The organism is Fischerella sp. JS2, from assembly GCF_032393985.1.
Lineage (GTDB): Bacteria > Cyanobacteriota > Cyanobacteriia > Cyanobacteriales > Nostocaceae > Fischerella.
Map to the genome: position 1 here is coordinate 2974670 of NZ_CP135918.1, position 26536 is coordinate 3001205.

Here is a 26536-nt window from a genome sequence, read left to right on the forward strand (position 1 = left end):
CTTTAGATTGAGTGAATTCACAAGGTAGATACCTGAGTCAACTTAGTTCACAAAAAATTTATGAATTTCTTTACCTTTTCATTGTTGTTTTTTTTGCTGGTTTAATAGTAAACAATGATTAGTTATTTTTTGATGACAAATAATCAATGATTTTAGCTGTATCAAATCAGCTTTGAAACTGTTTGATATACTTTTATAATTATCTTAATGTTTAAAAACTTACTATATTTTTTGCGCCTTTTGTGTAAAGAATTAATATTTTATGTGTATTGATAATTACTATTGGCTGGGTAGGGGAGTAGCCTAATGAGTAATGCATTTTTACGTATGGTTGCTGGTAGTCAAGAGTATTCCTACTCGCTGCTAACCACTGGTGAGATGGTACTGGGACGTGACCCCAGTAGTTGTCAAATTGTCTTAGATTCCAATGTCTACAATATGGTTTCGCGGCGTCATGCGGTCATTCGTCCATCTCAAACACCAGATGGTAGAACTAGCTTTCTAGTTTGCGATCTCAATAGTGCTAATGGAACTTATTTAAACGGACAGATTTTGCAGGGATGTCAGGAATTGCAAAATGGCGATCGCATTACTCTTGGTAATAATGGTCCAGAATTCTTTTTCGAATATCAGTATCAGTACAATCCTCAGCCTATTAGTATACCACAGCCAGCACCTGTAACAAATAATGCAGCCTTTAACTATTCAGCGCCTTCACCTAGTACCAATGATGATACTAGCCTGTCGCAACTAATACCGCTTTTGTCAACACCCAAAGATTTAACTCGCAAAGCCTACTTAGTACCAGGCATCATTACCGTTATCTTCGTGGTACTACTGTTTTTTGTCCAAGGTTATTTATATCAAATATTACTAGGGGCATACTTGGCTGGGGCAACCTTATATTTTATCTACCAGTTATGTGGCAAACCTAAACCCTGGTGGGTGTTAATTGCTTCAATCATCACCACAATGGTAGTTTTGGCTAGCCCCATACTTGATCTTTTCATCATTGTGTTTCGCGGCATTCTACAAGGAAGCATACCTGAAGATCCCAGTAGCCTCAGTTTTCCCGAATTATTTCTTCGCTTCTTTATAGGCGCTGGGTTACTAGAAGAATTAGTCAAAGCCTTACCCATCATCGTATTTTATTTAATTGGCAAATCGCTAGTATCCCCTAAACGGGAGCGTATCGGTGTTTGGGAACCCTTGGATGGAATTTTGCTGGGGGCAGCTTCCGCAGTTGGCTTTACTTTGTTTGAAACCTTGGGTCAATATGTGCCTGGTAGAATTGCAGAAGTGGCCCAAGAGATGGGAACAGAAGCGGCTTTGGGAGCAGGGTTGCAATTACTGATTCCACGAATACTAGGCGAAGTTGCAGGACATATGGCTTGGAGTGGCTGGTTTGGATATTGTATTGGTTTGGGTATCCTCAAGCCACGTCTAGCTTCGCGAATTCTGCCCATAGGATACTTAAGTGCTGCTGGGCTGCATGGTTTGTGGAACAGCAGCGCGGGTTTAGCGGGATCGTTGGGAGTTTTCGTTTTAGGGTTGTTGGTAGTAGTTGGGGGAATATCTTATGCTTTGTTGGTAACAGCAATTATCAAAGCACGTGCTTTGTCGCCGACGCGTGAGCAGAATTTCGCCACTCGCTTTTTTAAGTAATGACCCGAAAGTTGATTTTTAAACGCAGAGTCACGCAGAGGTTTTCGCAAAGGAACGCAAAGTGTTAATAAGAGCTACTTCGCTTTGTGTTTTGAAAAATTTGGGATGCTCTCGTAGAGGTTGGTGAGCAGGTAAGTAGGAAGTCTCATAATTTCCCGTAATTTTTCTGACGTTGGCGATTATCATTATTGCTTACCCTTATTCTAGGATTGACACTCAGGGTTCAAGATGTCGCCACTAACCTCTAAGCAAATAAACTACCAATTTTTACTCCTCACACATATGGTGTGTGCTGATGAGCAGATTCACAGCGAAGAAGCAAAGGTGCTGCGAGAGTTAGCACAAAATACGAACATGGGAACACATACCATCGAAGAGATGGAGAAAATATTGAGTCAAGATGAAAACTTTGTATCTGTTGAGAATGTAGCACGTCAAATCCAACAGAGTGAGCAAAGTGAGGCAATGCGACAGATAATAGCTATTGCCTATATTGACGGTTATTTTTCACCATTAGAACGGGAGATGGCAGACCATATTGCAAAAATTTGGAACTGGTCGAATTCAGAAATCGAAAGGTTGCTGGAACAAACCGAAAAATTAGACAGAGTTAAACGCACTACTGACAATAGAGACGAATCAGAATTATCTGTGGGTGCGCGTCTTTTAAAGGGGGTAGATTCGGTTTTATCTCGCGCATTAGTAGATAATTTAGCAAAAGTTGCTCCTGAAAATCTTGGACGTAGAATTGAGCAATTGCGGAAGGAAATATTACTAGCGGGACCTGAGTATGACGATGCAATCCAGCGATGTACAGTCATAGCAACTGAAGATTACAATTATGCAGAAAATTCACTCAAAAGTGCTTATTCTGCTCTTGCGAGTTTAGCTAAAAATCTTGAAAAAGCTACTGAGGCAATACAGCAAAAAACAAGCAATAAAGGACAAGCTAATCAAGCTAAAAAAGTAGCAGAACAGCTTGAAAGTACGAGAAATGCTCTCTCCGCTAAAACTCTCAAAGAGCTTGAAGGGGTACGTGAATTGCTGCGTGCAAAACAACGTGCTTTAAAGCATTTCAGTATCGCCTTCATAGGTAAAACTAAGGCAGGCAAAAGCACTCTCCATGCGATTATTACAGGTGGTGGCTGGGATGCTATTGGTGTAGGTAAACAGCGTACTACTCGTTTTAATCGAGTTTATGAGTGGAAAAATATTCGGATTATTGATACTCCTGGGATTGGTGCACCTGGTGGTAAAAGTGATGAAGAAATTGCCGAAAGCATTATCGAAGAATCTGATGTTATTTGTTATGTAGTCACAAATGACAGCATTCAAGAAACAGAATTTAAATTTTTACAGTTGTTAAAAGAAAAATCAAAACCATTAATTATATTACTTAACGTTAAAAATAATCTTCGAGACACTCGAAGGTTAGAACATTTCTTAAAAGACTCAGATAAATTGTTTGTAATGGATAGTAAAAGCGGTTTAGGTGGACATATTGAACGCATCCGTCGCTACGCCAAACAGCATTACGCTAACGACTACTTTGATATTATTCCTGTAATGCTTTTGGCTGCACAAATGTCACGGGAATCAGAGCATCAAAAATATAAAGACAAACTATTTAAAGCAAGCCGTATACAGAATTTTCTTGATGCTATTCGGGTGTCTTTAGTTGAGCATGGAGTAATTAGACGTTCTCAAACCTTACTTGGTTCTACAGTTGGTGCAATTGAAGAGCCTAACAAATGGGTGACTGAGCAGGTATAAGCTTATCAAAACTTGACTAACCACTTGAAAAATATGCGTGATAAGTTTCAAGAGGAAATCACAAAAGCATCTAGGGATAATCACGAATATTTAATACAGCAAATTAACACAGTTTTTAAAGACGCATTCGATACAATTTAACCTTTTGCAGAAGAAAATTGGGATGCTGATGAAAATCAGTTGAAATTTAGATGGGAAAATAGGCTAAGAATATTAAAATTTCAAGATAGATTAAATAATACTTTTGAAGAAAGCGGAAAAAAATTCAATCACGAAATTGAAGAATTACTAGAAGAAATTGGTAGTGAATTACAATTGATGGCTAAGTTAGGAGGTGAAAATTTCAATTTTAATAAGCAAAGTAGTATTAACTTTAAAGATATGTTACGTATTGGTGGCGCTATGGTGGGACTTGCACTAAGCTTCGCTTTTGCTGCACCTCCACTTGCTATTTTTGTTGTGGCGATTGGTGCTGTTTTTAGTGTAATTACAAACTTTTTTAAGTCTCAGAAAGAGAAACAACGTGAAGCGGTAGAAAAGATTAGCCAATCTTTAAACAATCAATTAGAAGAGTATCAACGGAAAACTCTCAGCAAAGCCGCAGAAGAATTTAGCAAGTATTGTGATGCTGTAGCCGTTAATATTAATAATTACTTTGATGAATTGATTCAGGGAATAGAAAAAATAAGTAAGCATCTCGCCAAAGCTAAAAGTCAATTAGATGAATCTGCTAATTATCTTAACCGTGCTTATGCCAAGCGCGTTATCGATTGGTGTTTTGAAAAATACGAACAATTAACAGATGAAGGGATTATCAAAACCATTGGTAAAGTACAACGTAATTTTGGACGAAGTATAAAAATTCAAACAAAATATAAATTGACTTTTGTAAAATCTCAAGAAATAGTTAACAGAGTTTTACAAGAAGACATTTATATTATTTCACCAGAAATATCTCGATGAACATCTACAGGTGTACAAGCTTTCGATACTTTAGTAAATACTAAAAATTTTTCAACAGGATTAAAAATGCAAGTCGTATTTTTCGCTGAATTTTGTGGACGCTGGGGTTGTTCTTGGCAAGAAAGGATTTTGACTCTATTGTTAATGTCATTATCCAGGCTCGGTCTATTTGGAACAATGTTGCTAATAATACTTATCATCTTTTTACCAATAGTATTTATTTGCGATATTTACGAGAGAATAACATATTTGATGTTGCCAGAAGAATTGAAAAAACAAAAAGAGTTAGATTCTCAAAAAATGCTGAACGTATAAATTTTGCAATCAAAGGAGAAAAATTAATTTATAAACTGAGACAAAACAATAAAAATAATAGCAATTCGCAAGAGTCTCAAACACAATATTTATGTTCAACGGAAAAAGCTGACCTAACTAAAACACGTAGATGGATAGGATGTGCAGTTAAATTAGTTAATGAAAATAAAACACATTAAAGGTAATTAAATAAGTTAGGAGTAGCCAAAAATGATTCAACAACAAGTATTTAATGCTGCTGAAATCGTTACTAAATTCAAAAACGCCTGTGTTGATTTTGATAAAATTTTAGCTCAAGCCAATCATCCTGAATTTGTAGCTATTCGTCATCAACTACGTGATGAAGTCAAAGAATATCGTAAAGATGGGATTATTATGGTAGCTTTTGTCGGACAATATAACGCGGGTAAATCTACAACTATTTCTGCACTTACAGGAAGACGAGATATTAAAATAGATTCTGATATTGCAACTGATGTAACTGCTACCTATGACTGGAATAGTATCAAATTAATAGATACGCCAGGACTATTTACAGACCGTAAAGACCACGATGAAATCACCTATGAGGCAATTAATAAAGCCGACTTATTAGTTTTCAGCCTCACTTATATGCTTTTTGATTCAATCACAGTAGAAAATTTCAAGAAGCTAGCTTATGAAAAAGGTTATCGCTGGAAAATGATGCTGCTCATCAATAAAATGTCTGATGAAGCAGGAGAGGAAGCGCAAAAAATTGCTAATTATCGTAAAACTTTAGCAGAGGCACTTAAGCCCTACAGTCTCAATGAATTTCCTGTCTGTTTTATCGATGCAAAAGATTATTGTGAAGGTGTAGATCAAGATGATGATTTTCTCATCGAAATCAGTCGTTTCCAAACTTTTATTGATGCTTTAAATAATTTTGTCGAACGCCGCGCCGCACTTGCTCGTTTTGATACACCAGTACGAATTGTTTTAGCTTCTGTAGATGAAGCCCAATTAAGCTTTACACGCAATTCTAATCAAGATGCCACTTTTTTGGAAGTACTGACACGATTATCTCGAACAGTGCATAAGGAAAGAGAACGCTTGCGAACAAAATTTCATAGTCTAGCCTTAGAAATCTCCTCTGCAATTGCTAAAGAGGGAATTAAGCTAGCATATTCCGTGGGAACAATAACTAAGGAAGATTTTGAAAAACTGAATAAAAAAACTGAGTTATATCGAGTTCGGTTAATCACTTAATAATAAAACCTCACCCCGCCTTCGGCACCCCTCTCCTTAGTAAGGAGAGGGGTGCCGAAGGCGGGGTGAGGTTAAACGGGAATTATAAGTAATCATGCGAACTTGATATTAAATGTGCAAAAGCATTATGATAATGCCACAGAAAAATTAAAAAAGTTGGTAGAAGTAGCAGTTGAGGATATTAGTCAAGAAGTAGAAAAAGTGTTGCAGAGTAACCTTGTACAAACATTTATTGCTTGCTTGGAAAATACTCAAAAAGTATCTGCTAAAAATGTTGATAATGATATGAATGTTGAGCGGCTACAAAGTCAAGTCGAGGCGCTACAAAAAATTGGTGATGTGTTAGGAGTTCCTTGGGATAAATTTACTGCTGGTAGGGTTGCTTCTAGTGGTCAAGGTTTTTTAAATGCCACGAATGTAGCAGGTAGTAATCTCCATCATGTAGTTTATGGTGTAGGAAAATTTATTGGTGTGGATTTCAAGCCTTGGCAAGCCGTTGGTATTGCTAAAGATCTTGCTAATTTTACTATGTTTATTGGTCCTGTACTGTCAGTAGTTGGTGCTGGTTTAGATGCCCATTCCATGCAAAAAGAAGCAGAAAGACAAGATAAAATGGCTGAAGCTCGTCAAGAGATTACAAGTCAGTTTATTGCCATTGCAAAAAATCTTGAAAATCAAATAGAAAAACTACTCACAGAAGTAGAACTACAAGTTTACAGCGAGATTGACAAGCAAATTGTAGCCGCACGTCAACAGGAAGAAAGTGCGATCGCTGCTTCTAACACTGGTGTAAGACAACTGCTTAAAATTCGTCAAGACTTGCAGTTGATTCTTAATGACATCAGCAAAGCGACAGACAATTCAGTGATTTGAAGAGTATCTGTCGTTAATTACTAGCCACTTTTAATTTTTGCAAATTTGTATAACTGAAACTATTCCCACACTGTTTTCAAATCTAGAACAAATCCAGGCAAAATATCTTCTCCTGATAAACTAGCAGGAAGCTGTAATATTTCTGTTGCTTTTCCTGGTCGATAAATTTCGACGCGGCCAGTTTTTCTATCAATTAACCAACCAAGTTTTACCCCTGCATCGATATATTCTTGCATTTTCTTTTGTGTTTCTTGCAAGCTATCAGTGGGGGACAATAACTCTAAAACAAAATCAGGGGCAATGGGAGGAAATTTTTCCTTTTGTTCTGATGTCAGTGCATCCCATCTATCTTTTTTTATCCAAGCAACATCGGGGGAGCGATCTGCACCGTTGGGCAATTTAAAACAAGTTGAAGAATCAAATACTTCACCCAATTTAGTTTTTTCGTTCCAAAAAACAAATTGAGCAGTCAATCTAGCATTGTGTCTCCCAGTTTCTCCCCCGGTAGGTGACATTATAATGATTTCTCCCAAAGCATTACGCTCAAATTTAACATCAGGATTATCCCGACACAATTGATAAAACTGGCCGTCGGTTAATTTGATGATGTTGTTGAGGTTAAATGTAATAGCAGTCATAATACTTTGGTTTGAGCAACACAGCTAATTTTAGTTTAGAGTTTCCTCAACGTTCTCAATCGCATGATTACAGAGTTTATCCATTTCCAGTTCAAAACCTCATGCAGTAAGGTATAGAAACAAGGAATAATAAACAACGTTAATAGTGTTGCCAAAGACAATCCTGCAAACACCACAATACCTAAAGGTTGTAAAAATTCTGAACCTTCGCCAATTCCCAATGCTAAAGGGAACATGCCTAAAACTGTAGTAATTGTAGTCATTAATACTGGGCGTAGACGTTGGGGAGCAGCTTGTAAAATTGCTGTTTTACGGTCAATGCCTTGCTGTTCCCGAATTTGATTTGCTAGTTCCACCATGATGATGGCGTTGTTAACAACGATGCCTACTAGCAAGACTGCACCAACTATCACTGTTGCACCGATCGCAGTTTTGGTAATGTAAAGCCCAAAAATACCCCCAGCTAACGCTAAGGGAATTGTAAACATAATTACCAAGGGGTCGATGAGGGAATTGTATTGCACAGCCATAACTACGAAGACTAGAAAGGCGGCTAATCCCCCTAATAACCATAGAGAATTTTGTAATTGCCGATTAGCTTCTGCTGTCTCACTAGGTAGGACACTCACACCTTGAGGCAATTTTAAGTTATTCAATACTTCATTCACTTGGGCTTGGGCATCACTGAGATTTGCGCCTTCGCTCAAGTTACCAGCGATAATGTAAACCTGACGCTGGTTAATGCGTTGAATTTCTGAAGGGGCTTGAGCATCGACAATTTCTGCAACGTCGCTAAGACGGACTTGGCGATTATTTTCTACAAATAAAGGTAATCTTTCTAGTTGGGAGGGCGATCGCACAGATTCTTCATTTAACTGCACCCGCACATCTACAAGCCGATTACCACGTTGTAACTGTGTTGGTACACTACCTTCAATGGCAGTCGCAATTGTGTCACCGATCTCTCTAGCAGTTAATCCTACGGCTGCAACCCTTTCCCAATCTGGACGAATTTGCAGTTCTGGTTGACGTGCATCAGCATCGGGGCGGAATCTGGCTAGGGTAACTTTTTCTTCTAGAGTAGCTAGTAATTGCTGTCCAGCTTTTTGTAAGGTGTCTGCATCATTTCCTTGCAGGATAATGTCAACTTCTGCTCCTCGTACTGGAGAATTGGTAAGAATTAAACCCCGGACTTGCCCAGGAGCAACACGCAAACGCACACCAACTAAATTCAGTTTATTAAATTCTTGAGTAACTCGTTCCACATAGGCCTCCACATCAGAACCTGGTTTGAGGGTGATGGTGCTAGAACTCCGTAGGGGATTTTCGGTAGTATTACTACCAAATAAACCACCACCAATTGTGGAAAATACGTATTCTGTCTCTGGCTGACCACGGAGAATTTCATCAACCGCAGCCATAACTTTTTGGTTATTTTCTAAAGGTGTACCGGGAGGAAACTGAGCAAATAAAGTAGCTTGTCCAGTGTTGATCCGGGGTAAAATTTCTTGGGGAATTTGTGGTGCTACCCATAAACTGCCACCACCTAATAAGCTGATCGCGATCGCCACTGTAATCAAGCGAAAACGCAAAATTTTACTTAAAAAAGCACCGTAATTTCTCATTGCAGCATCAAAACGGCGATTAAACTCCCGAAGGAACCAAAAATTACTCAAACCACTGGAAGTACGCCACGATAACATCCGAGAAGCGAGCATCGGCACTACAGTTACCGCAATTAAAATAGAAGCAGCAACAGCAAAGCTAATAGTCAGAATTAATTCATTGAATAGCAGCGAAATAAAGCCGCCAATCAGCAAAAACGGTAATACCGACACTAGGTTGGTGCTAGTAGAAGCTAGCAAAGCAGATTCTACTTCTTGGCTACTTTGTTCTGCCTGTTGAATGAGTTGCCATGAACTGAGGCGAGTTCTGGTATCTTTACCAGGAGTCATGCCTGCACCTTCGGCAATATTCTCCAACATGACGATGGAGTTATCTACTACGATACCTACGCCCAAGGCTAAACCACCCAAGCTGAAAATATTGAGGGATAGTCCAAACAATCCCATTAAAATGATCGCAGCTAGGGTTGCGAGGGGAATGGCAACTACAATAATTAGAGTTTGCCGCACCGAACCCAGAAATAACAGAACTGCGATCGCGGCTAGTGCTGCTCCGATTAAACCAGAACTTGTGACGTTAGAAATAGAATTACGGATAAACCGTGATTCATCCAAAGTAGGTGTAAGAATTGCTCCCTCTGGAATGACACCAGATTTTCGCAATTCTTCGATCCGTTTTTTCACTCCATCCACAACGTCTATAGTATTAGCATCCGGTTGCTTTTGAATGCTGACTTTTACTGCTGGTTGTCTGTTGAGTAAAACCGAAAGGCGTTGGTTTTCAGTACCATCAATGACTTGAGCAAAGTCACGTAGGTAGACGCGGCGATTAGGAATGGAAGTAGGAGAAGTTGAGGAACTAGGGGCAGAAGAAGAGACTTCAAAAGAAAGATTGCTGATTTCATCCGCACTCTGGAAGCGTCCGACGGTACGGGTGAGAGGTTCGGAATTTTGTCCAAAAATTCGACCACCAGAAATGTCTTGGTTACGGTTGGTGAGTTCGTCAAGTACATCTGTTAAACCTACACCAATAGCTTGCAAGCGATCTAAATCAATATTTACTCTGACTTCTTCTTGTACTCCCCCTGATACATCTACCCCCGCGACACCAGATACCACACTGAGTTCACGGGCTAGTTCTTCTTCGGCAAATACCCGCAAATCTACACCTTCTAATGAGGGTGAAGTTAAGGCTAATTCGTAAATTGGGGATTGGGAGGGGTCAAATTTGAAGATGCGCGGTTCTTCAATTGTGTCTGGTAAACCACTTCTAGCTCTGTTAAATGCGGCAGTAGCATCGTTGAGGGCTTGGTCAATATTACCCCCTGGTTGAAAGAACAGATCCACATTCACCTGTCCTTCACGGGTTTGAGAAAAAATTTGCACCACACCCTCAGTAGCCGCAAAAGCTTCTTCCAGTGGTCTGGTGATTTCATCAATTGCTACTTCCGGCGAAATTCCAGGGGCTTGCACCCGTACACCAATGCGGGGATAAGTAATTGATGGCAGTAAATCTACTGGCAGTTTAGTGATAAAAAACATGCCCATAATGATGACTGCAAGAGTCAGCATCAGTGTACCAATGTGTTGGCGAATCGCGAGGGCGCTAACACTCAATCCCCCACTTTTTTTGGTTGCCTGCATTTTTTTATATTCAGAGTAGATAATAGTATTTTCGGTTGTGGCTGTTAGTGGATAGTAGATAGTGGTTAAAAACTAACTATTAACTAATAACTACTAACTACTAACCACTACAATTTTTCCGAAAGTATCGAAAGACGTACAACATCCCCTTCTTTTAGAGGCTTACCACTGCGTACTACATACTCCTCACCCGGTTGCAAACCAGAGATAATTTCTACATTGCCGTCATTACTTTTGCCTAATTTTACAGGTTTAGTTGCAACTGTAGTTTTGCCTTGTTCTCGCTTCACGATAAACACCTTACCCTGATCCGTTTTTGGTTTCGAGTTGGAATTTCGGTTTTGGTTATTCCCTCCTCCTGTCTGAATTGCAGTTAAAGGTACTACTACTCGTTCTTGTTCTTTTTCAATAAAACTTACTCTTGCTAAAAGTCCACTGCCGATTTTTGCCCCATTATTGGGAATCACTACTTCTACTGGTACTAAACGAGCTGTATTGTCCGCAGCTGGGGAGATACGTGCCACAGTACCGACATATGTATTATCAGGAAAGGCATCTAAGCGTACTTGTACTGATTGTCCCACCTGAATATTTGCCAGTTCTAATTCGGAAACTTCGACTCTAACTTTGACACGGCTAAAATCGCCGATTTTTAAAACTTCATTACCTGGTTGCAAAAGATTTCCGGGTTCTGTAACCTTTTCTAAGACAGCCCCAGCAATCGGGGATATCAACTTGGCATAGGAAAGGCGTTCTTTGGCTTCTGCTACCAAGGCTTGTTGAGCAGTTAATCTACCTTTAGCAGCAGCAACGGCTTCTTGTTCTGTACGTACTTGCTGTTGTGCAGCGCGGAATGCTTGTGTCGCCGTATTGGCGTCAGTGCGTGCTTGTTGGGCTGCTTGTTGAGCGATCGCTCCTTCTTTGAGGAGTTTATCTTGTCTTTCGGCATCGGCAAGGGCTTGTGCAACTTCTAATCGCGTCCGTTCTACCTCCACACGCGCATTATTAACTTGAGCATTTGCCCTTGCCACTTCTGATTTGAGGGCTGCTAGTTCTGCTTTGGCTTGATTTAAGGCTGTTAGCAGGAGCGCATCATCTACCTGTCCAACTATTTGACCTTTTGATACCACATCCCCCACATCTACATTCAAAGCCAAAAGCTGTCCTTGGATTTGCGATCGCAACGATACAGTGCGCAACGGTGTAGTATTACCTGTGTATTCTAATTTTTTTTGCAAATCATCTTTACGAGCGATCGCTACATCTACAGGTATTGCACTATTTGCTTGTCCAGATACACTAGGACGCTCTTGCTGAGCCTCCACTGATTCTTTGGGAAATGATCCGCAACCCCCCATCAACAATCCTATACCTAGCCAACCAACCAGTAAGAATACAGATGAATTCGGCAATAAGGGGGGATTTTTAACTAATATACGCAGCTTATCTCCGTCACAAATCATTATATTTGGCTCCTACTGGGGCAGCTTTTGCCTAATTATGATTGTCTGTTAATAAATAGTCCCAATGAATAACGTGAATATCACTGAGGCTGGATGAATAAACAAAGACATTCAGAAACAAAAAAGTGTAAGTCTTATTTCATAACTTTTATTAGATTTTATGTATAGTAAATTACTTTCTTTTCAAAAAAAGTATACTAAGCATGTCGAAGAAGATGCTAATCGTCCAAAATCAGAAAGACTTGGTCTGAGTTGATACAATTATTAACATAGTATAAATATTTGTAATTTAACTTGTCTCTACTTAAAGGTATAAGACTCAAAAGGGGGGAAAATAATCCTATTTCTAGTTAGTTTTTAGCTAATACATGTATTGTTTATTAGGCTGTAACAAAAAATTCTTTAACTATCCACAAATAATCTCTAAAAAGCCAACATGCTATCACTCCTTGTAGTTTTTGTCTTTATCTTAAAAACTACACCTAGCAAGTACATGAGGAAAAAGTCATGTATACACCCGTGACTTTAGTCATGTTTTGACCATGAGAAAGTTTGTATCTATAAATTTGTGGTGAAAAAATAAATTGATTTGTGTGTGAGAGTTTTTCGGTTTGGCTGGAACGAGCAAAGCGACATAACAGCCCTAAGCCAAATTCAGCAACGGCTAGAAATCCATTTAACCGGAGCAGAAATAGTTTCTTTACCTATAAAACTACCATCTCTTGAGCGGAAAAATCCTTAGTTAGAAATGGCTAGAGTTTTTAAAGATGACTCACAATTTGAACAAATGCTCGAAGCGATTGAAAACTATCCACATGAATTAAATATAACTATAGAAGATGATTCTCCTCAAGAGTAGGATAATATTTTCATTAGTTGATATGTTCGTGAAGTTGTGCGAGCGCATTCTTTAACCCTGCTTTTACTTAAGTATTCATATATTTTTTAGAAATAGATACTTCTTCTAAAGTTGTAGCAACTTTATCAATAACTCTTGGTCTTTTTAGTTTATATTAAAAAAAGTAAATAATTTGAAAAACAGGACACATATTGTGTATGTCCTTATATGAACAACTTAAATTAACTTGACACGAGGAAGACTACCAATGATATTACCACTACAAATTTTACAAACAAGCGACGAATCTCTGCTTGCTGAATTTTTTCAAGCATCTGTAGGTCAATGGCGCTCGGAACGTCGCTATTACACTCTCCCAGAGGGAGAAACCAAAGAAATGGTAAGTGTAATTACTATCAATTTTTTGGAGCAAGGATGCGAAAAATTACGTAAACTTGCTCAAATGCACGGCTTGCCTAATACAGCGAGTTTAACCTGTGGTGCTGAAGTCATTTGGGAAAGCACTAATTCGATTTCAAACAAGAAGGAATCAAAGGGCACAACCTTATTTGGGGCTTTAGGAAACACACTATATCGCGATCGCGGTTTTGCCACAGCTAAACCAGTGACAGCCCAGTATTACTTCCCCAACCCCACAACACTATGTCTGCGAACTGAATACAATAATTCAGTATTTGAAGAAGAATTAAAGCTAGTCGGCAGCAAATACCGCACACGCCAATCTATAATTTCCCGTGCAGGTGAGCAGTTGATGATTGGTCAATATTTGGAAAAGCGGATTTAGTCAGTAGCTAGAGATGAGCAGAAATAAGGTTATAGTTTCCACCCCTTCCCTTCTGCCTTCTGCTTTCTTAATAATGATTCCCTGACTTGCGATGATGCACAGCAGTAACACCATCACTAAGTACTTTGCCATTATCTATAGTTGCGTACACTAGCCAGTGATCACCTGCTTCCATTCGAGTTTGCACAGTACATTCCAAGTAAGCCAACGCATCAGTCAGGATAGGATTACCGTTCTTGGCTTCTGTGGTAGCAACACCAGTAAAACGATCTTGTGCTGGGCCAAAGGGTTTCAAGAAGTGCTTCATTAAGCTTATGTGGTTCCCTTCTTTAAGGATATTGAGAACAAATTGATTACCTGAGTGCGTCAACGGTTCAATTGCCCGATCTTTGGCAACAGCGACAGTGAAACCAGGAGGATTAAAGCTGGCCTGAGATACCCAAGAAGCTAACATTGCACTAGATACATCTTCTCGCTTCGCTGTAATCACACACAAAGAACCAATAATCCGCCCTACAGCTTGTTCGACATTGCTGGCGGGTTGGCTAGGAGTACGGACTTTTTTAGCTTTTTTCAGTGCTTGGGCGAAGTCTGTTCCGGCTTCTTCACAAGTTTGCAAAGTGACATCGTTAGGTTTGAATTTTACTCGGATAGGTTCAAAGCCAAATTGATAACCAGCATCTTTGAGTTTGCCTTCAATTAAATCAATGGCTTCGCCACTCCAACCGTAGGAACCAAAAACACCCGCGAGTTTGTTTTTGGCAGCAGTGGAAAGTACTATACCCAAAGCAGTTTGGACTGGCGTCGGTGCATGTCCACCAAGAGTAGGGGAACCAATGATAAATCCTGCTGCTTTCTCGACAGCAGCTTGAATTTCGCTAGGTTCGGCTACTTCGCAGTTAATGGATTCAACGCTGACACCTGCTTTAGTAATACCGTGAGCGATCGCTTGAGCTAAGGTTGCGGTATTTCCGTAAGCTGAGGCATAAATTAATGCCACGGTAGTATCTTGAGATGTCTGCTGCTGACTCCACTCCCGATAGGCTTTTGTTAAATCAATTAAGCCATAACGCACCAATGGCCCGTGATTCGGGGCGTACATCCTCACTTGCAAATCAGCAAGTTTTTCCAATGAAGTTTCGATTTGACGGGCATGAGGAGCCATTAGACACTCAAAGTAATAGCGTCTGTCTTCGAGAAAAGTTTGCCAGCCTTCATCAAATACCTGATCGCCGCAGATATGCGCTCCAAAGAGCTTATCTGTGTATAAAATTTCTGTTTGTGGGTCGTAGGTGCAGAGTTGATCGGGGTAGCGGGGATTAGGTGTGGGAATAAATTGCAGGTGATGACCTTGGCCTAAATCGAGGGTTTCTTCTCCACGTTTCACCAAAATAGGTAAATCTGGATTTTCCAATGCCCCCCGCAAATTGATTGCTCCTGGATTAGAACAAACAAAAGTTAACTGCGGCGCATGTTCCAGTAAAACTTTTAAAGTCGCGGCACGGTTGGGATTGACGTGACCGAGAATCACATAATCAATTTGTTTTAAATCAAACCGTTTTTGAAGTGCATCTAAGTAAATTTTCGTAAAAGTTTCTCCTGGTGGATCAATCAAGGCGATTTTATTGCCTTGAATCAAATAGGAATTTGCAGTTGTACCCTTGGCAAGGGCGTATTCAATTTCAAATCTCAGACGAGTCCAACTGCGCGATCGCAATATTGTTGTATCTGTTGCAATGGGGAGAATTTGAACGTCACGGGGTTTTGTGGATGTCATAGTTTTGGAGTGGGGGGAGTGGGGGGAGTGTGTAGACGCGCAAGCGACTTCCCGCAGGGTGGAGTAGGGGGAGTGTGGGGAGTGTGAGGAGTAAAGAAGATATATAATGCCTTTTCTTCTCATACCCCTCACACTCCTCATACCCTAATAATGATTACCTACCTTACGATGATGCACGGCAGTTAAGGCATCTGGCTTACTCACCCGTCCGGTATCAACTGTACTGTAGACAATCCAGTGATCGCCGCAGTCCATCCTACTGGTAACTTCGCACTCCATGTATGCCAAAGCATCGGTGAGGATAGGCGCACCATTTTGGGCACTCTGGGTTCTAACTCCTTCAAAACGATCTGCACCAGGGGCAAAGCGTTTGAGGAAATGTTTCATTAAGCTTTGGTAATTGCCCTCTTCTAGGACGTTCAACACAAATTTATCGCCCACTTGCATGAGTGATTCGATCGCCCGATCTTTTGCCACCGCAATTGATATTCCCAAGGGTTTAAAGCTAGCCTGACTAACCCAAGAGGCAAGCATGGCACTTTTAACATCACCTTTTTGGGCAGTAATGATATACAACCCACCGCTAATTCTACCTAAGGCCTTATCCACGTCAGCATCCAGAGATTTCATCTGTTTGATGCTTTTATCGCGTGTTACCCATTGTCCTAAGTCTGTTCCCGCTTCTTCTAAAAGCTTGTAAGTATTTTCTGTGGGTGTTTCTCGAATTTGAATGGCCCGGAAGGCTAGTGTTAAACCCAAATCCCGGAATTTATTCATTAAGGGATAAATTGGTTCATCATCACCACCATTAGATTCAAAAATCCCCACAGCTTGTTTTTCTTTAGCCGAACCTAAAACAGTGCTAAGGGCAGTTTGTGCGGCTGGGTTGGATACTGGTGGTGTGCCAACAACAATCCCTGCACAACGACCAACTATTTCCCGAAGTTCTTGCAAGTCTGCGGTTTTGAGGTCTACTAATTCCACCGCTACGCCTGTTTTGGTAATACCATTGCTAACAGCTTGGGCTAAGCGATCGCCCCAACCATAACCGGAAACGTAAAATACTCCAACTGTAGTTTCTGCCTTAGTTTGAGATTGACTCCAACTGCGGTAGCGTCCGGTCAGTTCTTCAACGTTGTGATAAAGTAGCGGGCCGTGACCTGTGGCAATCATACCGATTTTTTCTAGTTCACCCATGCGCTTGAGTGCAGACAGCACCGACCGGGCATTAGGAGCCATCAAGCATTCATAGTAGAATTCAAAATCTGGAGATATGGCTTCTAAATCTTCGTCAAAAGTGTCGTCTGAGCAATAATGCAACCCAAAAGCATCACAAGTAAACAGAATTTGGGTTTTATGGTCGTAGGTAAAGATAGTGTCTGGCCAGTGTAAGTTTGGTGCGATGACAAATTCTAACTCATGCCCATTACCTAAATCTAAGCGATCGCCATTTTTCACAATCCGCCGCTTGAAGGGTTGATGTACCAAGTCTTCCAAAAATTGAATTGCCACCTTGGAACCTACAACGGTAACATCCGGGGCAAGTTGCAAGACATCTTTAACTAAACCACTGTGGTCTGGTTCGGTATGACTGATAATTAAATAGTCAATGTCTGCTGGATTAATTTGATTTTTAAGGGTATCTAAATATAACTGGCGAAACTTTTCGTGAGAGGTATCGACTAAAGCAGTCTGCTCACCGCGTATGATAAACGAGTTATAGGTAGTACCGTTTTGTAAACCAAATTCAATATCGAAGCGATCGCGATCCCAGTCCAGAGAACGAATGGTGGTTGTTTGTTCAGCGATATCGACCACCTGTACAGTTAGTCTTTTCTTGGGGTTTTCGGTGAGCGCTACCATAACTACCCTCCATAGCAAATGAGTATTTTTTCCTCTATGTTATATTTTGACACGGAGTTATTGTAAATATTTATTAATTTTTTTATATATTTGGTTAAATAAACTAAAAGTATAAATCTCTACCAAAAAATTTAAGAGCATCAGGAGTTTGGAACTGGGTATAAAAGTGTGGGGTGTAGGGGGAAATTACCATCGCAGTATTAAAATTATGAGTTCTGTCCATTGAAAATGGTTGAGACAATCTCGTTTTACCACTTAGATATAAATTTATTACACATAATTATTTCTCTATTCCCTATTCCCTATTGCCTATTCCTTTTTATCTAATTACTTAACTACCCGCCACTTAGTTGAATATCCTTAGGTAGAAGAAATGTATAACTGTAGTCTTATAGCATGTCTCTAGGAAAATTCAACCTTTAATCTAATAACAACGATAGTATTAATATTGTTTTTTAATCTTTAGAAATTGACTGCGTCGACATATTAAAAATATATTAAAAATGTGGTTAGCTCTTATAATTGGCAATTCCCACTTGCACTGGGGCTTGTTTAACGGCAAAACCCTTTGCCACACCTACGATACACAACGCCTTCCTAAATCATTCGTATATCAATTATCTAAATGTCAAACACTGCCCGAGGCACAAGAAATCCTTTCCTCAAGTCTTCCCCCTACTCCCCACACTACCCACATTCCCCCCACTACCCCATCTCTCCCCCTCCTCCTTGCCTCAGTGGTTCCTAGTCAAACAGCCTTATGGTTAACTTACCCCAATGTACGTGTTATTACCTTAGAAGAAATACCTCTCCAAGGTATGTATCCTACCTTAGGAATTGACCGGGCTTTGGCTTTGTGGGGTGCGGGTAATGCTTGGGGTTTTCCCATCTTAGTAATAGATGCAGGTACATCACTCACCTTTAGTGGTGCTGACGCTAACCAAAATTTTTTTGGGGGTGCAATTCTGCCAGGATTAGGTTTACAGATAGCAACTCTTGCCGAAAATACAGGACAATTACCAGATGTAGAATTACCCCTAGATTTACCGCAACGTTTTGCTGTCAATACTCAAGAAGCAATCCAAAGTGGGGTGATATATACTTTGTTGGCAGGAATTAAAGATTTTGTGGAAGCATGGTGGCAATCATTTCCCCAAGGTAAGATTGTCATTACTGGTGGCGATCGCACTTTATTAACTAAATATCTTCACTCCCTATTTCCTGAGATTGCAATGCGTTTGATTGTGGAACCGAATTTGATGTTTTGGGGAATGGAAAGAATTCACAATGATCAAAATTTTCATTATTCATAATTCATAATTCATTGGTCTCAATAAAATCCCGAGTTTCTCCAGCCACAATTGCTGCACACATCTCCGGTAAATTATTTCCTACATGGGTAATTATTTTTAAGTTGGCTTGTGGAATCAAACTCGCGTATTTATTACTCTTGGCTAATGCATCAGGTGTATCTTTGCCACCCTGTAAAATCAAAACAGGAGTTGTTAAAAAATCTAATTTTTCTTGTAGTAATTCGGCACGAATTTCTGGTAATTGGCGTAAGAATAATAAATCACTAGCCGTCGGATATTGCAACATAATTTTTCTTTGTTGCCAATCCTGTTCAATTTGGGTATCTAAGCCTAATATTTTAGTCAAGGGACTAAGTATCCTTAACATTTTAAATATCCACAAGGGACGTTTCATCAAACTCTGTATTTTTTTCCAATTTTTGTCTAATTCCTCAGTCTCTACACCCTCTGGTGCTAGTAGTACTAATCCATATACTTGTTCTGGATACTTTAAAGCATAACTCGCAGCAATCCAAGCACCAAGGGAATGCCCCACTAAATATATCCTTTCTAATTTCAAAGCTTGTAAGAACTCAGCAAGACATTCAACTTGCAAATCTATTGAGTAGTGAATATTTGGATAATCAGACTCACCAAAACCAAATAAATCTGGTGCAAAACAATGGAAATTTGATGAAAGCGACTCCATTACAGCTACCCATTCACTACTATCATTCCAAGCACCATGCAAGAAAACTACAGGTATTCCATTTCCAATTTCACGCCAGAACAATAACCCTTGAGAAAGCTTTCTTCGAGAGTTACGAAATAAGTTATTCATTTTTAATTTAGTAACTAAGTTATTTAATGAATATTGTTTGTTGTTTGTTGTTTGAAGAAACTACCAACAATCAACTACCAACTATCAACCATTAAAAATTATGCTAGTGTTGTCAGACCGTTTAAGTAATCTTCTAGTTGGCGATTATGGTCATGAGACATACACTCTTGGGGTAAAGAATTGAGAGGAAAAGCCTGGATTTCCATTACTTCTAATGTGTCTTGAATCTCCATTTTTCCTTTCACATCTGCTTCTACTACAATACATATTGAATGGATTCTTGGATCACGATCTGGGGCAGAATAAACTCCTACTAAACGCCGAATCCTGACTAACTCCAATCCTGTTTCTTCCATCAGTTCTCGGCGAACTGCATTCGGTATGTCTTCTCCCCAGTCCACCATACCCCCTGGTAATGCCCAGCGACCATTATCTCGCCTCCGAATAAGGACTATTTGACCATCAGGTAAAATTGGAATAATGCTTGTACCAGGGATCGGATGACGGAAAATAATCCCCAGTACAGTTTGTCCAAAGCGCCATAAGCTACGTGTGGACTGGATTGCCACAGTAAAAAAAGCCAAAACGTTCAATCTGCAAATTTTAGTAAATTGTATATTGTACTTTAGAAATTACCCACTAATCATATTCACTCAACAATTTTGTTGAGTATGTTCGTTATCATACAAGAAAACTTATGATTTTGGGTTAATGCTAATGATTAGCTTAGAACAATGTAAATTCTAACATCTACTTGCAATAATTATTGTGAATTTTAAGTATACATAATTAAACTTCCCTAAGCAAGATATATACTGGCTATAAACGAAGTTAAATAGCTATTTAGTCTATAAAAAGCCTCTCAAACTTATATACAAAATCCCAAGTTTTCTTAAATGAAATTTTTAAATATTTTTCCAATTGAATTTATAATTTTTATTTTTTAAATATTCCAATATGACTTTATATTTTAAGTTATAGAAATAATAGTTTTTCAACAGAAGTATTAGTCATTTAGATTTTATAAATGCAAATTACATTACATATATTCCCAAATTAAGGTCAGTCATATTGTTGACTTAATTATTTTTGCTCATTTTTAATTTTAAACTCATGTTAATTCGCGAATTCGCGTTTCATTTTATCATCTACTCTCATCAATACGTCTAACTAAAGACAGAGTTATTAAATAGGAATCTAAATTTTAGTTGACACAATTATATAAGATGCGTTACGATAGATTGCTGTTTAACAATCTGGTGCATGACAAACCTAGTAAAACTAGGCAATAAAAGCATCCAGATAAAGCGTAAAGCTGATTTAGATTCAGACAAAATAAGGTAAGCTCAAACCTTATAAGAGCAAATAGGGAGTATGAATCACACCACATGCTATAACGAGGGCAACCTCCGAATGCAGTGGCTCCCAAATTTACGCCTGTGGACAAGAAGATAAAGCAGTATGCCCTTGTGGGTCTACCTGTTGTAGAAACTGCTATGTCAGTACTCTTGGTAGAAGCAGGAAATAAAACCTGCTACAGTCTCATAATTATAGATTTAAGTGGGTTTTATGTAGCGATTTCACAGGTTTAGCCTGTCTTTTAAATAATCCTGTTGCTTTTTGCCGCAGGAATATCAAAGCTAAACTAGGCTCAAACTAAAATTAAAGATAATCCTAGCTAAAATTGCCTAGATATCGCCTAAGTAAGGCTTTTTGTTGTTTATTCATGAGGTGAACATGGCTAAGCGCCGCAATCCGAAAAAAGAAAAGGCGCTACGGAACCAGGCGTATGCCCGAAAGTTTCGTAAACGGACTACCACAGGACGGATGCAGAGAAGGTTCCAACAAAGACCACCAAAGAGTGAAGAAGATGAGGGAGCAGCAGCAATTGATGCTGAATAATCTGGCGTGAGTTCGACACAAAGAAAGATTTTTTGACCCTTCCCTACTAAAAAAGGAGTTGGAGTTAGGGTTTGTTGAACTCACTTTATTTTGACCTGAACTGACAACAAATAGCATTTGTTGTCAGCTCATGTTCTATTGCTTACTGTTCAATAGTTTCTAACCACTAAACAAGTAACAAAAATAATGAAAATACCGTAGAGAGATTTTATGTAACATCTCTACGGTAGTGATGGCTTGTTAGCGCAATGAAAATTTGGTCAATCCGTTAATAGTGATCACATAGGTTGTTAGATAAATCTACCTTTACCTTCTTTGCGGTAGATACCAATTACAGATGGAATTGGAGTCCCTGTAGGATTATCTTTACCACCATCTTCTGTAGAGATGTTGCTAGGCCAGCTGCTACCACGAGGCACTGTACGAGTCTGATTGAATGTTTTTCCATCCAAATCCAGTATTTCAATTGTACGACTCAATATTGTGCCATCGTTAATTGGGCAATTTTCACCAGGATGTTGTACCGAAATAATCAGTGTATCTCCGACAAAAGTTGGGCCGGTCATCTCGCAACGTACTGGTCCTTGAGCAAAGGGTATTACTGTTCCTGCATTGGGACCAACAGTAGGAATAAAGAAAAGCCAGTTGTTACCGAAAACACCTGTAAAAGTGGAAACATTTCCACTAGCTGTATGGTCGATAGTGTTTGGAGTACCAGTAGCACCTATAGTAAAGCCATTGTGGGTATCGGTGGACATATCTGTCACACCCCAAACATTGCCACGATAGTCAAAGATTAAGTTATCTACATTAGCAAAACCAGCCCCGGTTTCTGAACCAGCTTCCCCACCTTGTTTAAATTTCTCCCACCGGAAGGTAAGACCTGTACCGTCAGTGCTATCTTCAATTATTTTATAAAGTCCTCCTGATTGCTGAGTTGCATCTGGATCTGTGCTTAACTTAGCAACTTGGAAAATGCGTGAATCAGGATAACCATCACTTCCTGGCGCACCATCGGTATAGGCAATAAATACTTCTTTGGTGAGTGGATGAACTTCTAAATCTTCTGGACGTGCTGTTGGAGTTCCACCAATCAGGTTTGCTGCAAGGAAAGCATCACAGAGAATAGCACCTTGATTTGCATAGAAGTCAGATAACTTTTTACCCTGATAATCAGGTAATGCTGTTGATTCGTTAGTACGATCGCAATTAAATGCACCACCATCACTCGTTTGTCCAGCAATACCATTGCGTTTTGGTAGTTTGATCAGACCATTTCTTTGTGCTGAACCTAAAGCAGCAAATTCTACAGAAGAAATCACGCTGGGTGCTATGGGATCAGTAGGAGTATCTATAAGCAACGGTATCCACTTACCTGTGCCATCTGGATTATAACGGGCAACATATAAAATACCGCTTTCCCACAATTTACTGTTGTTTTTATCAGTTGGGTTAGATACAGTACCTGTGCTGACAAATTTCCAGGTGTGTCCCCCTCGTCTGTCATCACCCATATAACCGACTAATTTCTTACCTGCTTCCGCGCGGACAGCAATATTTTCATGACGGAAACGACCCAACCAACTATGTTTCCGGGGGCGGAAGTTGGCGTCGGCGGGATCAATTTCTACCATCCAGCCGTACTTTTCCCCTACTAAACCAAAGGTCTTGCCAGTAGTACCATCGGTGTAGCCTGTTTGAGTGCCATTAGGTTTGACTGATTCGGTTACACCAACAAAAAATTCTGCACTTCCTTGGAAGTTTTCTTCAGCAGTTAATACAGTTCCCCAAGGAGTTGTACCACCAGAACAATTGTAGGCAGTACCAATAATTCTGTTACCTAATCCGTCGGCGCTGATGGTGAAAACTTCGGTTGCAGCTGGGCCTGTAGCGATTAAATAGTTTTGATCACCTTGCTGGTGAGGACGACTTCCCCAAGCAGTAACGCTTTTATAATCATCAGTCCGTTGACTGTTAATTCCTAATCCCGAAAGACCATGAATGCGACGATTATTGGGGTCTTTGACAACCTGGAATTTATCGCTACGGTTAGAACGGTTACGGCGAGAGATACGGATAATAGATGCACCCAGGTTATATAGAAATTCTCCGTCTAGTTCAACGTTTCTTTCGCTGGGTAATGACCAACCTATCACTGAGGCGAAGGTAGTGGGAAATCCTTGTCCTTTGAGATCAGATGGAATTTCTGGTACTAATTCAGAGATAGGGTAACTAACGTATTCGTGATTGATGAATAAGTAACCATCATTCTTATTGATACTGGGTTCTGGATTTAAGTCTCTGTCAATCGAGATAAAACTGGTGTGGTCGCAGTTGTAACCTACATAATCATCGTCATTGGGAAATAGGCGATCGCCCCAACGAACTATTACGTAGCGATCATACTCTGGTGGAACTACCACATCATCAATAACTGTGTAGCTACTTAACTTAGCATCTCCAGATGCCTTGCGTACTTCTCCCTTTTCAATTCCTGTTGGTAAATAGTTATCTAATTCTTGATAAATCGGTAAAGGATGGGGTAGACGTACAGGTGTAAATCTTAAAGGTACAATTCTTGCTTCTGCAATACTGGAAATACTATCTATAATTTTGTCTCCTAGCACAGCAGCACCAGCACTACCAGCAAAAAATACTAAAACTTTTCTCCGACTTAATTTAGACATTAATTTCTCCTCTCTTGTATCGTCAATTTCATCAACTTTTTAGTGGATGAAAAGCAAGGCGTTCTTAATAGAGACTTGCTCTAGAATCTCGAAAATGATTCTTATTTCATCTCGTGGTTAATAAGGCTATTAAGTAAAACCCTTTGGAAATGAAGCTATGAAATAAAAAAAATGGATTTGGCAATTGAGTTTTTGATTTCAAAAACATCAATAATATTTATTAGCTTGAAATTACTTGATAAATAACATTTATATTTTTTGTAGAAATGTCGCCAAAGTTTGTGATTTTTGCTTATATACGGGAATACAGATGAAAAAGATAACAATCTAAATCTAAATAGAAAATATTAAAAATAGATTATATCTAGGTTAATTAAAGTAATTTAAAATGATTAAAATTAGGTTATTGATAGGTTAAGTAAAAATTTAAATATTGCTTATATTTCCTATTTAATTTTAAATAGGAAATATAAGATTGATATACCTTTATAGAATAAGAGCTAACTTATTAGCTATTGATTGACAGAAATTTAAATCGATTTAAAGTTATGAAACTTCTGCTTAAACTAGGAACCTTACGAAAAATCAAGTGTAAGGTTCCTATCATTTCTCCAGTTAAGATAGACAATTAGGCTTAATTACAAGCATTGTCTCGACTACTCTGCACCGATAGCGCGGGCAATGATATGAAATAAATCGGTCTGATCAATTACACCAACAACATTTGCTGCTTGTGGTCCCTGTGCAGCAATCCGTACTTGAGTACCAGTGTGTTCCTGCGAACGTGTAGGAAGATTTGTCGCATAATTAACAGTCATTTCTGCATCATCAGCAGTAATGAGCGTACTAAATTCGCCAGGACTATGATCTGTTTCAGTTGGTTGAGGAATAATTTGACTAGTGTGTCCGTGATCTGCTGTCACAACTACTAGTGTGTCTGGATGCTGCTTGGCATACTCAAGCCCTGCTTTCACAGCTTGATCAAATGCGACAGTCTCGCCAATTTGTTCACATGGATTACCAGCGTGATCGCGCTTATCAATCGAAGCTCCTTCAACTTGTAGGAAAAATCCAGTTCTACCTCTAGACTGCTGTTCGAGCAAACTAATTGCCTTTGTCGTCATATCAGCTAGGCTAGGCTGATCTGCTGGTCGGAGGTTTTCTTGACAACGCTGCGGTCCGCTACCTGGATAAGGAATTGCTGGTTCACCACCCCATTCAAGACTCATATTGCCAGAGCTAAATAGACCAAGTAACTTTGTTCCAGGCTGTGCTGACTGCAACTGGGCAGCACTGGTCACAATATCATAACCTTGAGCTTGTGCTGCCTGAATAACAGTCTTACCCGTAAACTGACCGCCATCAATTATTTGATCAAATCGCTGTTTACCACCGCCTAGTAAGACATCAACATTGTGATCAATTGATTGCTCAGCTATTGAACCAGATCCTCCTGCTGATTTCTTGTCTTGCGGACACTTAGCCATGTCTTGTGGACCTTGGCAACTGCGGTCATTTACATGAGACATTAGCACTGCTGGTGTAGCGTCAGTCAGTTCAGCGGTACTAACATTGCCTGTTCGGAAGCCTTTTTCCTTAGCAATTTCCAGAATTGTTTTTAAATCTTGGTCTGTACCAGCTGTAGTCGAAATTCGACCATTTGAAGTCTTATTTCCTGTTGCCCAACCTGTTCCTGATGCTGCTGAGTCAGTAACGTAGTCAGGTAGCTTTGGGTTGCTTTCTTGCAGTGCGTATGTAGTGTATGCTCCTGTTAATGGCAAGGTGTCAAGTGCAAGACGACCAGCAGCTCCGACAGAGTAGTTACGGGCAATGGTGATTTCTGAATCTCCCATACCATCGCCGATGAATAAAATGACATTCTTGGCGCGACCACCAAAAACAGACCTTCTGATTGATCGAGGATAATCGTCTGCATTGCTATTGCTTGCTGTTACTACAGCAAGAACTATCGCAGCAACTGTGGTGATAGCAAAAAATGTACGTTGTTTGAGCGAGAACATATTACGTTTACCTTATGTAATATTCAGAGATTGCCTGAAACTTTTAACTTGAGGCTATTTGTAAAAAATTACGATTTTCAGCAAAAAAATACTAGAAATACATTTTGATTATGCCTAGATTACAACTTAAGATATTTAATTTTTTTCATGAGACTATTAACAAAAAAGCTTTAATAATTGATAAATATAAGCTGAACAATATTACAGCTTTTTTGTCTTGATATTTTATATATGTAATAAAAATGGTTTTTGTTTGAGTTCAGAAGAAAGGAGTAGAAAATCTAACAATTAAAACTTTAAATAACCAATATTAAAATTAGTTTA

At 39.4% G+C, this 26536-nt stretch carries 18 protein-coding genes; 9 read left to right on the forward strand and 9 right to left on the reverse strand.

What is annotated here, in order from left to right:
* Nucleotides 1-306 precede the first annotated feature (306 nt).
* The 6 genes from RS893_RS12465 to RS893_RS12490 all read left to right on the forward strand — a co-directional run bounded on the left by RS893_RS12465 (nucleotide 307) and on the right by RS893_RS12490 (nucleotide 6816).
* Nucleotides 307-1665: a PrsW family glutamic-type intramembrane protease gene (locus RS893_RS12465; protein ID WP_315791431.1), complete on the forward strand. Its 1359-nt coding sequence runs from the start codon at nucleotides 307-309 to the stop codon at nucleotides 1663-1665.
* 228 nt (nucleotides 1666-1893) lie between these two features.
* Nucleotides 1894-3438, forward strand: a complete 1545-nt coding sequence (locus RS893_RS12470) for a GTPase (protein WP_315791432.1) — start codon at nucleotides 1894-1896, stop codon at nucleotides 3436-3438.
* Between the two features lie 180 nt (nucleotides 3439-3618).
* Nucleotides 3619-4401, forward strand: a complete 783-nt coding sequence (locus tag RS893_RS12475) for a hypothetical protein (RefSeq protein ID WP_315791433.1) — start codon at nucleotides 3619-3621, stop codon at nucleotides 4399-4401.
* Between the two features lie 113 nt (nucleotides 4402-4514).
* Complete coding sequence (locus RS893_RS12480) at nucleotides 4515-4895, forward strand: hypothetical protein (protein ID WP_315791434.1); 381 nt, start codon at nucleotides 4515-4517, stop codon at nucleotides 4893-4895.
* Nucleotides 4896-4926: 31 nt separating this feature from the next.
* Nucleotides 4927-5943 (forward strand): GTPase, encoded by a 1017-nt coding sequence (locus tag RS893_RS12485; protein ID WP_315791435.1) that lies wholly within the window; start codon nucleotides 4927-4929, stop codon nucleotides 5941-5943.
* A 114-nt stretch (nucleotides 5944-6057) separates the two neighbouring features.
* Nucleotides 6058-6816 (forward strand): LeoA/HP0731 family dynamin-like GTPase, encoded by a 759-nt coding sequence (locus RS893_RS12490; protein ID WP_315791436.1) that lies wholly within the window; start codon nucleotides 6058-6060, stop codon nucleotides 6814-6816.
* Nucleotides 6817-6875: 59 nt separating this feature from the next.
* Here RS893_RS12490 and RS893_RS12495 read toward each other — a convergent pair whose 3' ends face one another.
* The 3 genes from RS893_RS12495 to RS893_RS12505 all read right to left on the reverse strand — a co-directional run bounded on the left by RS893_RS12495 (nucleotide 6876) and on the right by RS893_RS12505 (nucleotide 12186).
* Nucleotides 6876-7454 carry a Uma2 family endonuclease gene (locus RS893_RS12495; protein ID WP_315791437.1) on the reverse strand — a complete coding sequence of 193 codons (579 nt, stop codon included), beginning with the start codon at nucleotides 7452-7454 and terminating at the stop codon, nucleotides 6876-6878.
* A 35-nt stretch (nucleotides 7455-7489) separates the two neighbouring features.
* Nucleotides 7490-10723, reverse strand: a complete 3234-nt coding sequence (locus RS893_RS12500) for an efflux RND transporter permease subunit (RefSeq protein WP_315791438.1) — start codon at nucleotides 10721-10723, stop codon at nucleotides 7490-7492.
* 107 nt (nucleotides 10724-10830) lie between these two features.
* On the reverse strand, nucleotides 10831-12186 hold the full coding sequence (locus RS893_RS12505) for an efflux RND transporter periplasmic adaptor subunit (protein WP_315791439.1): 1356 nt from the start codon (nucleotides 12184-12186) through the stop codon (nucleotides 10831-10833).
* Nucleotides 12187-13292: 1106 nt separating this feature from the next.
* On the opposite strand from RS893_RS12505, the gene RS893_RS12510 reads away from it, so the two are divergent.
* Nucleotides 13293-13829: a phycobiliprotein lyase gene (locus RS893_RS12510; RefSeq protein WP_315791440.1), complete on the forward strand. Its 537-nt coding sequence runs from the start codon at nucleotides 13293-13295 to the stop codon at nucleotides 13827-13829.
* 67 nt (nucleotides 13830-13896) lie between these two features.
* On the opposite strand, the gene RS893_RS12515 is transcribed toward RS893_RS12510, so the two are convergent.
* Both RS893_RS12515 and RS893_RS12520 read right to left on the reverse strand, forming a co-directional pair.
* Nucleotides 13897-15606 (reverse strand): diflavin flavoprotein, encoded by a 1710-nt coding sequence (locus RS893_RS12515; protein WP_315791441.1) that lies wholly within the window; start codon nucleotides 15604-15606, stop codon nucleotides 13897-13899.
* A 144-nt stretch (nucleotides 15607-15750) separates the two neighbouring features.
* Nucleotides 15751-17469, reverse strand: a complete 1719-nt coding sequence (locus tag RS893_RS12520; protein ID WP_315791442.1) for a diflavin flavoprotein — start codon at nucleotides 17467-17469, stop codon at nucleotides 15751-15753.
* A gap of 503 nt (nucleotides 17470-17972) precedes the next feature.
* Here RS893_RS12520 and RS893_RS12525 point away from each other — a divergent pair.
* Nucleotides 17973-18782 carry a pantothenate kinase gene (locus RS893_RS12525; RefSeq protein ID WP_315791443.1) on the forward strand — a complete coding sequence of 270 codons (810 nt, stop codon included), beginning with the start codon at nucleotides 17973-17975 and terminating at the stop codon, nucleotides 18780-18782.
* A 1-nt stretch (nucleotide 18783) separates the two neighbouring features.
* On the opposite strand, the gene RS893_RS12530 is transcribed toward RS893_RS12525, so the two are convergent.
* Nucleotides 18784-19602: an alpha/beta hydrolase gene (locus RS893_RS12530; RefSeq protein WP_315791444.1), complete on the reverse strand. Its 819-nt coding sequence runs from the start codon at nucleotides 19600-19602 to the stop codon at nucleotides 18784-18786.
* A 98-nt stretch (nucleotides 19603-19700) separates the two neighbouring features.
* Nucleotides 19701-20195, reverse strand: a complete 495-nt coding sequence (locus RS893_RS12535) for an NUDIX hydrolase (protein WP_315791445.1) — start codon at nucleotides 20193-20195, stop codon at nucleotides 19701-19703.
* Between the two features lie 1144 nt (nucleotides 20196-21339).
* On the opposite strand from RS893_RS12535, the gene RS893_RS12540 reads away from it, so the two are divergent.
* Complete coding sequence (locus RS893_RS12540; RefSeq protein WP_009457656.1) at nucleotides 21340-21504, forward strand: hypothetical protein; 165 nt, start codon at nucleotides 21340-21342, stop codon at nucleotides 21502-21504.
* A 290-nt stretch (nucleotides 21505-21794) separates the two neighbouring features.
* Here the strand turns inward: RS893_RS12540 and RS893_RS12545 are convergent, their stop codons facing one another.
* Together RS893_RS12545 and RS893_RS12550 are read right to left on the reverse strand one after the other, a co-directional pair.
* Nucleotides 21795-24191, reverse strand: a complete 2397-nt coding sequence (locus RS893_RS12545) for a PhoX family phosphatase (RefSeq protein WP_315791446.1) — start codon at nucleotides 24189-24191, stop codon at nucleotides 21795-21797.
* Nucleotides 24192-24847: 656 nt separating this feature from the next.
* Nucleotides 24848-26212: an alkaline phosphatase gene (locus RS893_RS12550; protein ID WP_315791447.1), complete on the reverse strand. Its 1365-nt coding sequence runs from the start codon at nucleotides 26210-26212 to the stop codon at nucleotides 24848-24850.
* Between the last annotated feature and the right edge of the window lie 324 nt (nucleotides 26213-26536).

What these genes read in the sequence shown, in the direction of transcription:
- RS893_RS12465 (WP_315791431.1), top strand. Translation starts at nt 307, where the DNA reads ATGAGTAATGCATTTTTACGTATGGTTGCTGGTAGTCAAGAGTATTCC.
- RS893_RS12470 (WP_315791432.1), top strand. Translation starts at nt 1,894, where the DNA reads ATGTCGCCACTAACCTCTAAGCAAATAAACTACCAATTTTTACTCCTC.
- RS893_RS12485 (WP_315791435.1), top strand. Translation starts at nt 4,927, where the DNA reads ATGATTCAACAACAAGTATTTAATGCTGCTGAAATCGTTACTAAATTC.
- RS893_RS12495 (WP_315791437.1), bottom strand. Translation starts at nt 7,454, where the DNA reads ATGACTGCTATTACATTTAACCTCAACAACATCATCAAATTAACCGAC.
- RS893_RS12500 (WP_315791438.1), bottom strand. Translation starts at nt 10,723, where the DNA reads ATGCAGGCAACCAAAAAAAGTGGGGGATTGAGTGTTAGCGCCCTCGCG.
- RS893_RS12505 (WP_315791439.1), bottom strand. Translation starts at nt 12,186, where the DNA reads ATGATTTGTGACGGAGATAAGCTGCGTATATTAGTTAAAAATCCCCCC.
- RS893_RS12510 (WP_315791440.1), top strand. Translation starts at nt 13,293, where the DNA reads ATGATATTACCACTACAAATTTTACAAACAAGCGACGAATCTCTGCTT.
- RS893_RS12515 (WP_315791441.1), bottom strand. Translation starts at nt 15,606, where the DNA reads ATGACATCCACAAAACCCCGTGACGTTCAAATTCTCCCCATTGCAACA.
- RS893_RS12520 (WP_315791442.1), bottom strand. Translation starts at nt 17,469, where the DNA reads ATGGTAGCGCTCACCGAAAACCCCAAGAAAAGACTAACTGTACAGGTG.
- RS893_RS12525 (WP_315791443.1), top strand. Translation starts at nt 17,973, where the DNA reads ATGTGGTTAGCTCTTATAATTGGCAATTCCCACTTGCACTGGGGCTTG.
- RS893_RS12530 (WP_315791444.1), bottom strand. Translation starts at nt 19,602, where the DNA reads ATGAATAACTTATTTCGTAACTCTCGAAGAAAGCTTTCTCAAGGGTTA.
- RS893_RS12540 (WP_009457656.1), top strand. Translation starts at nt 21,340, where the DNA reads ATGGCTAAGCGCCGCAATCCGAAAAAAGAAAAGGCGCTACGGAACCAG.
- RS893_RS12545 (WP_315791446.1), bottom strand. Translation starts at nt 24,191, where the DNA reads ATGTCTAAATTAAGTCGGAGAAAAGTTTTAGTATTTTTTGCTGGTAGT.
- RS893_RS12550 (WP_315791447.1), bottom strand. Translation starts at nt 26,212, where the DNA reads ATGTTCTCGCTCAAACAACGTACATTTTTTGCTATCACCACAGTTGCT.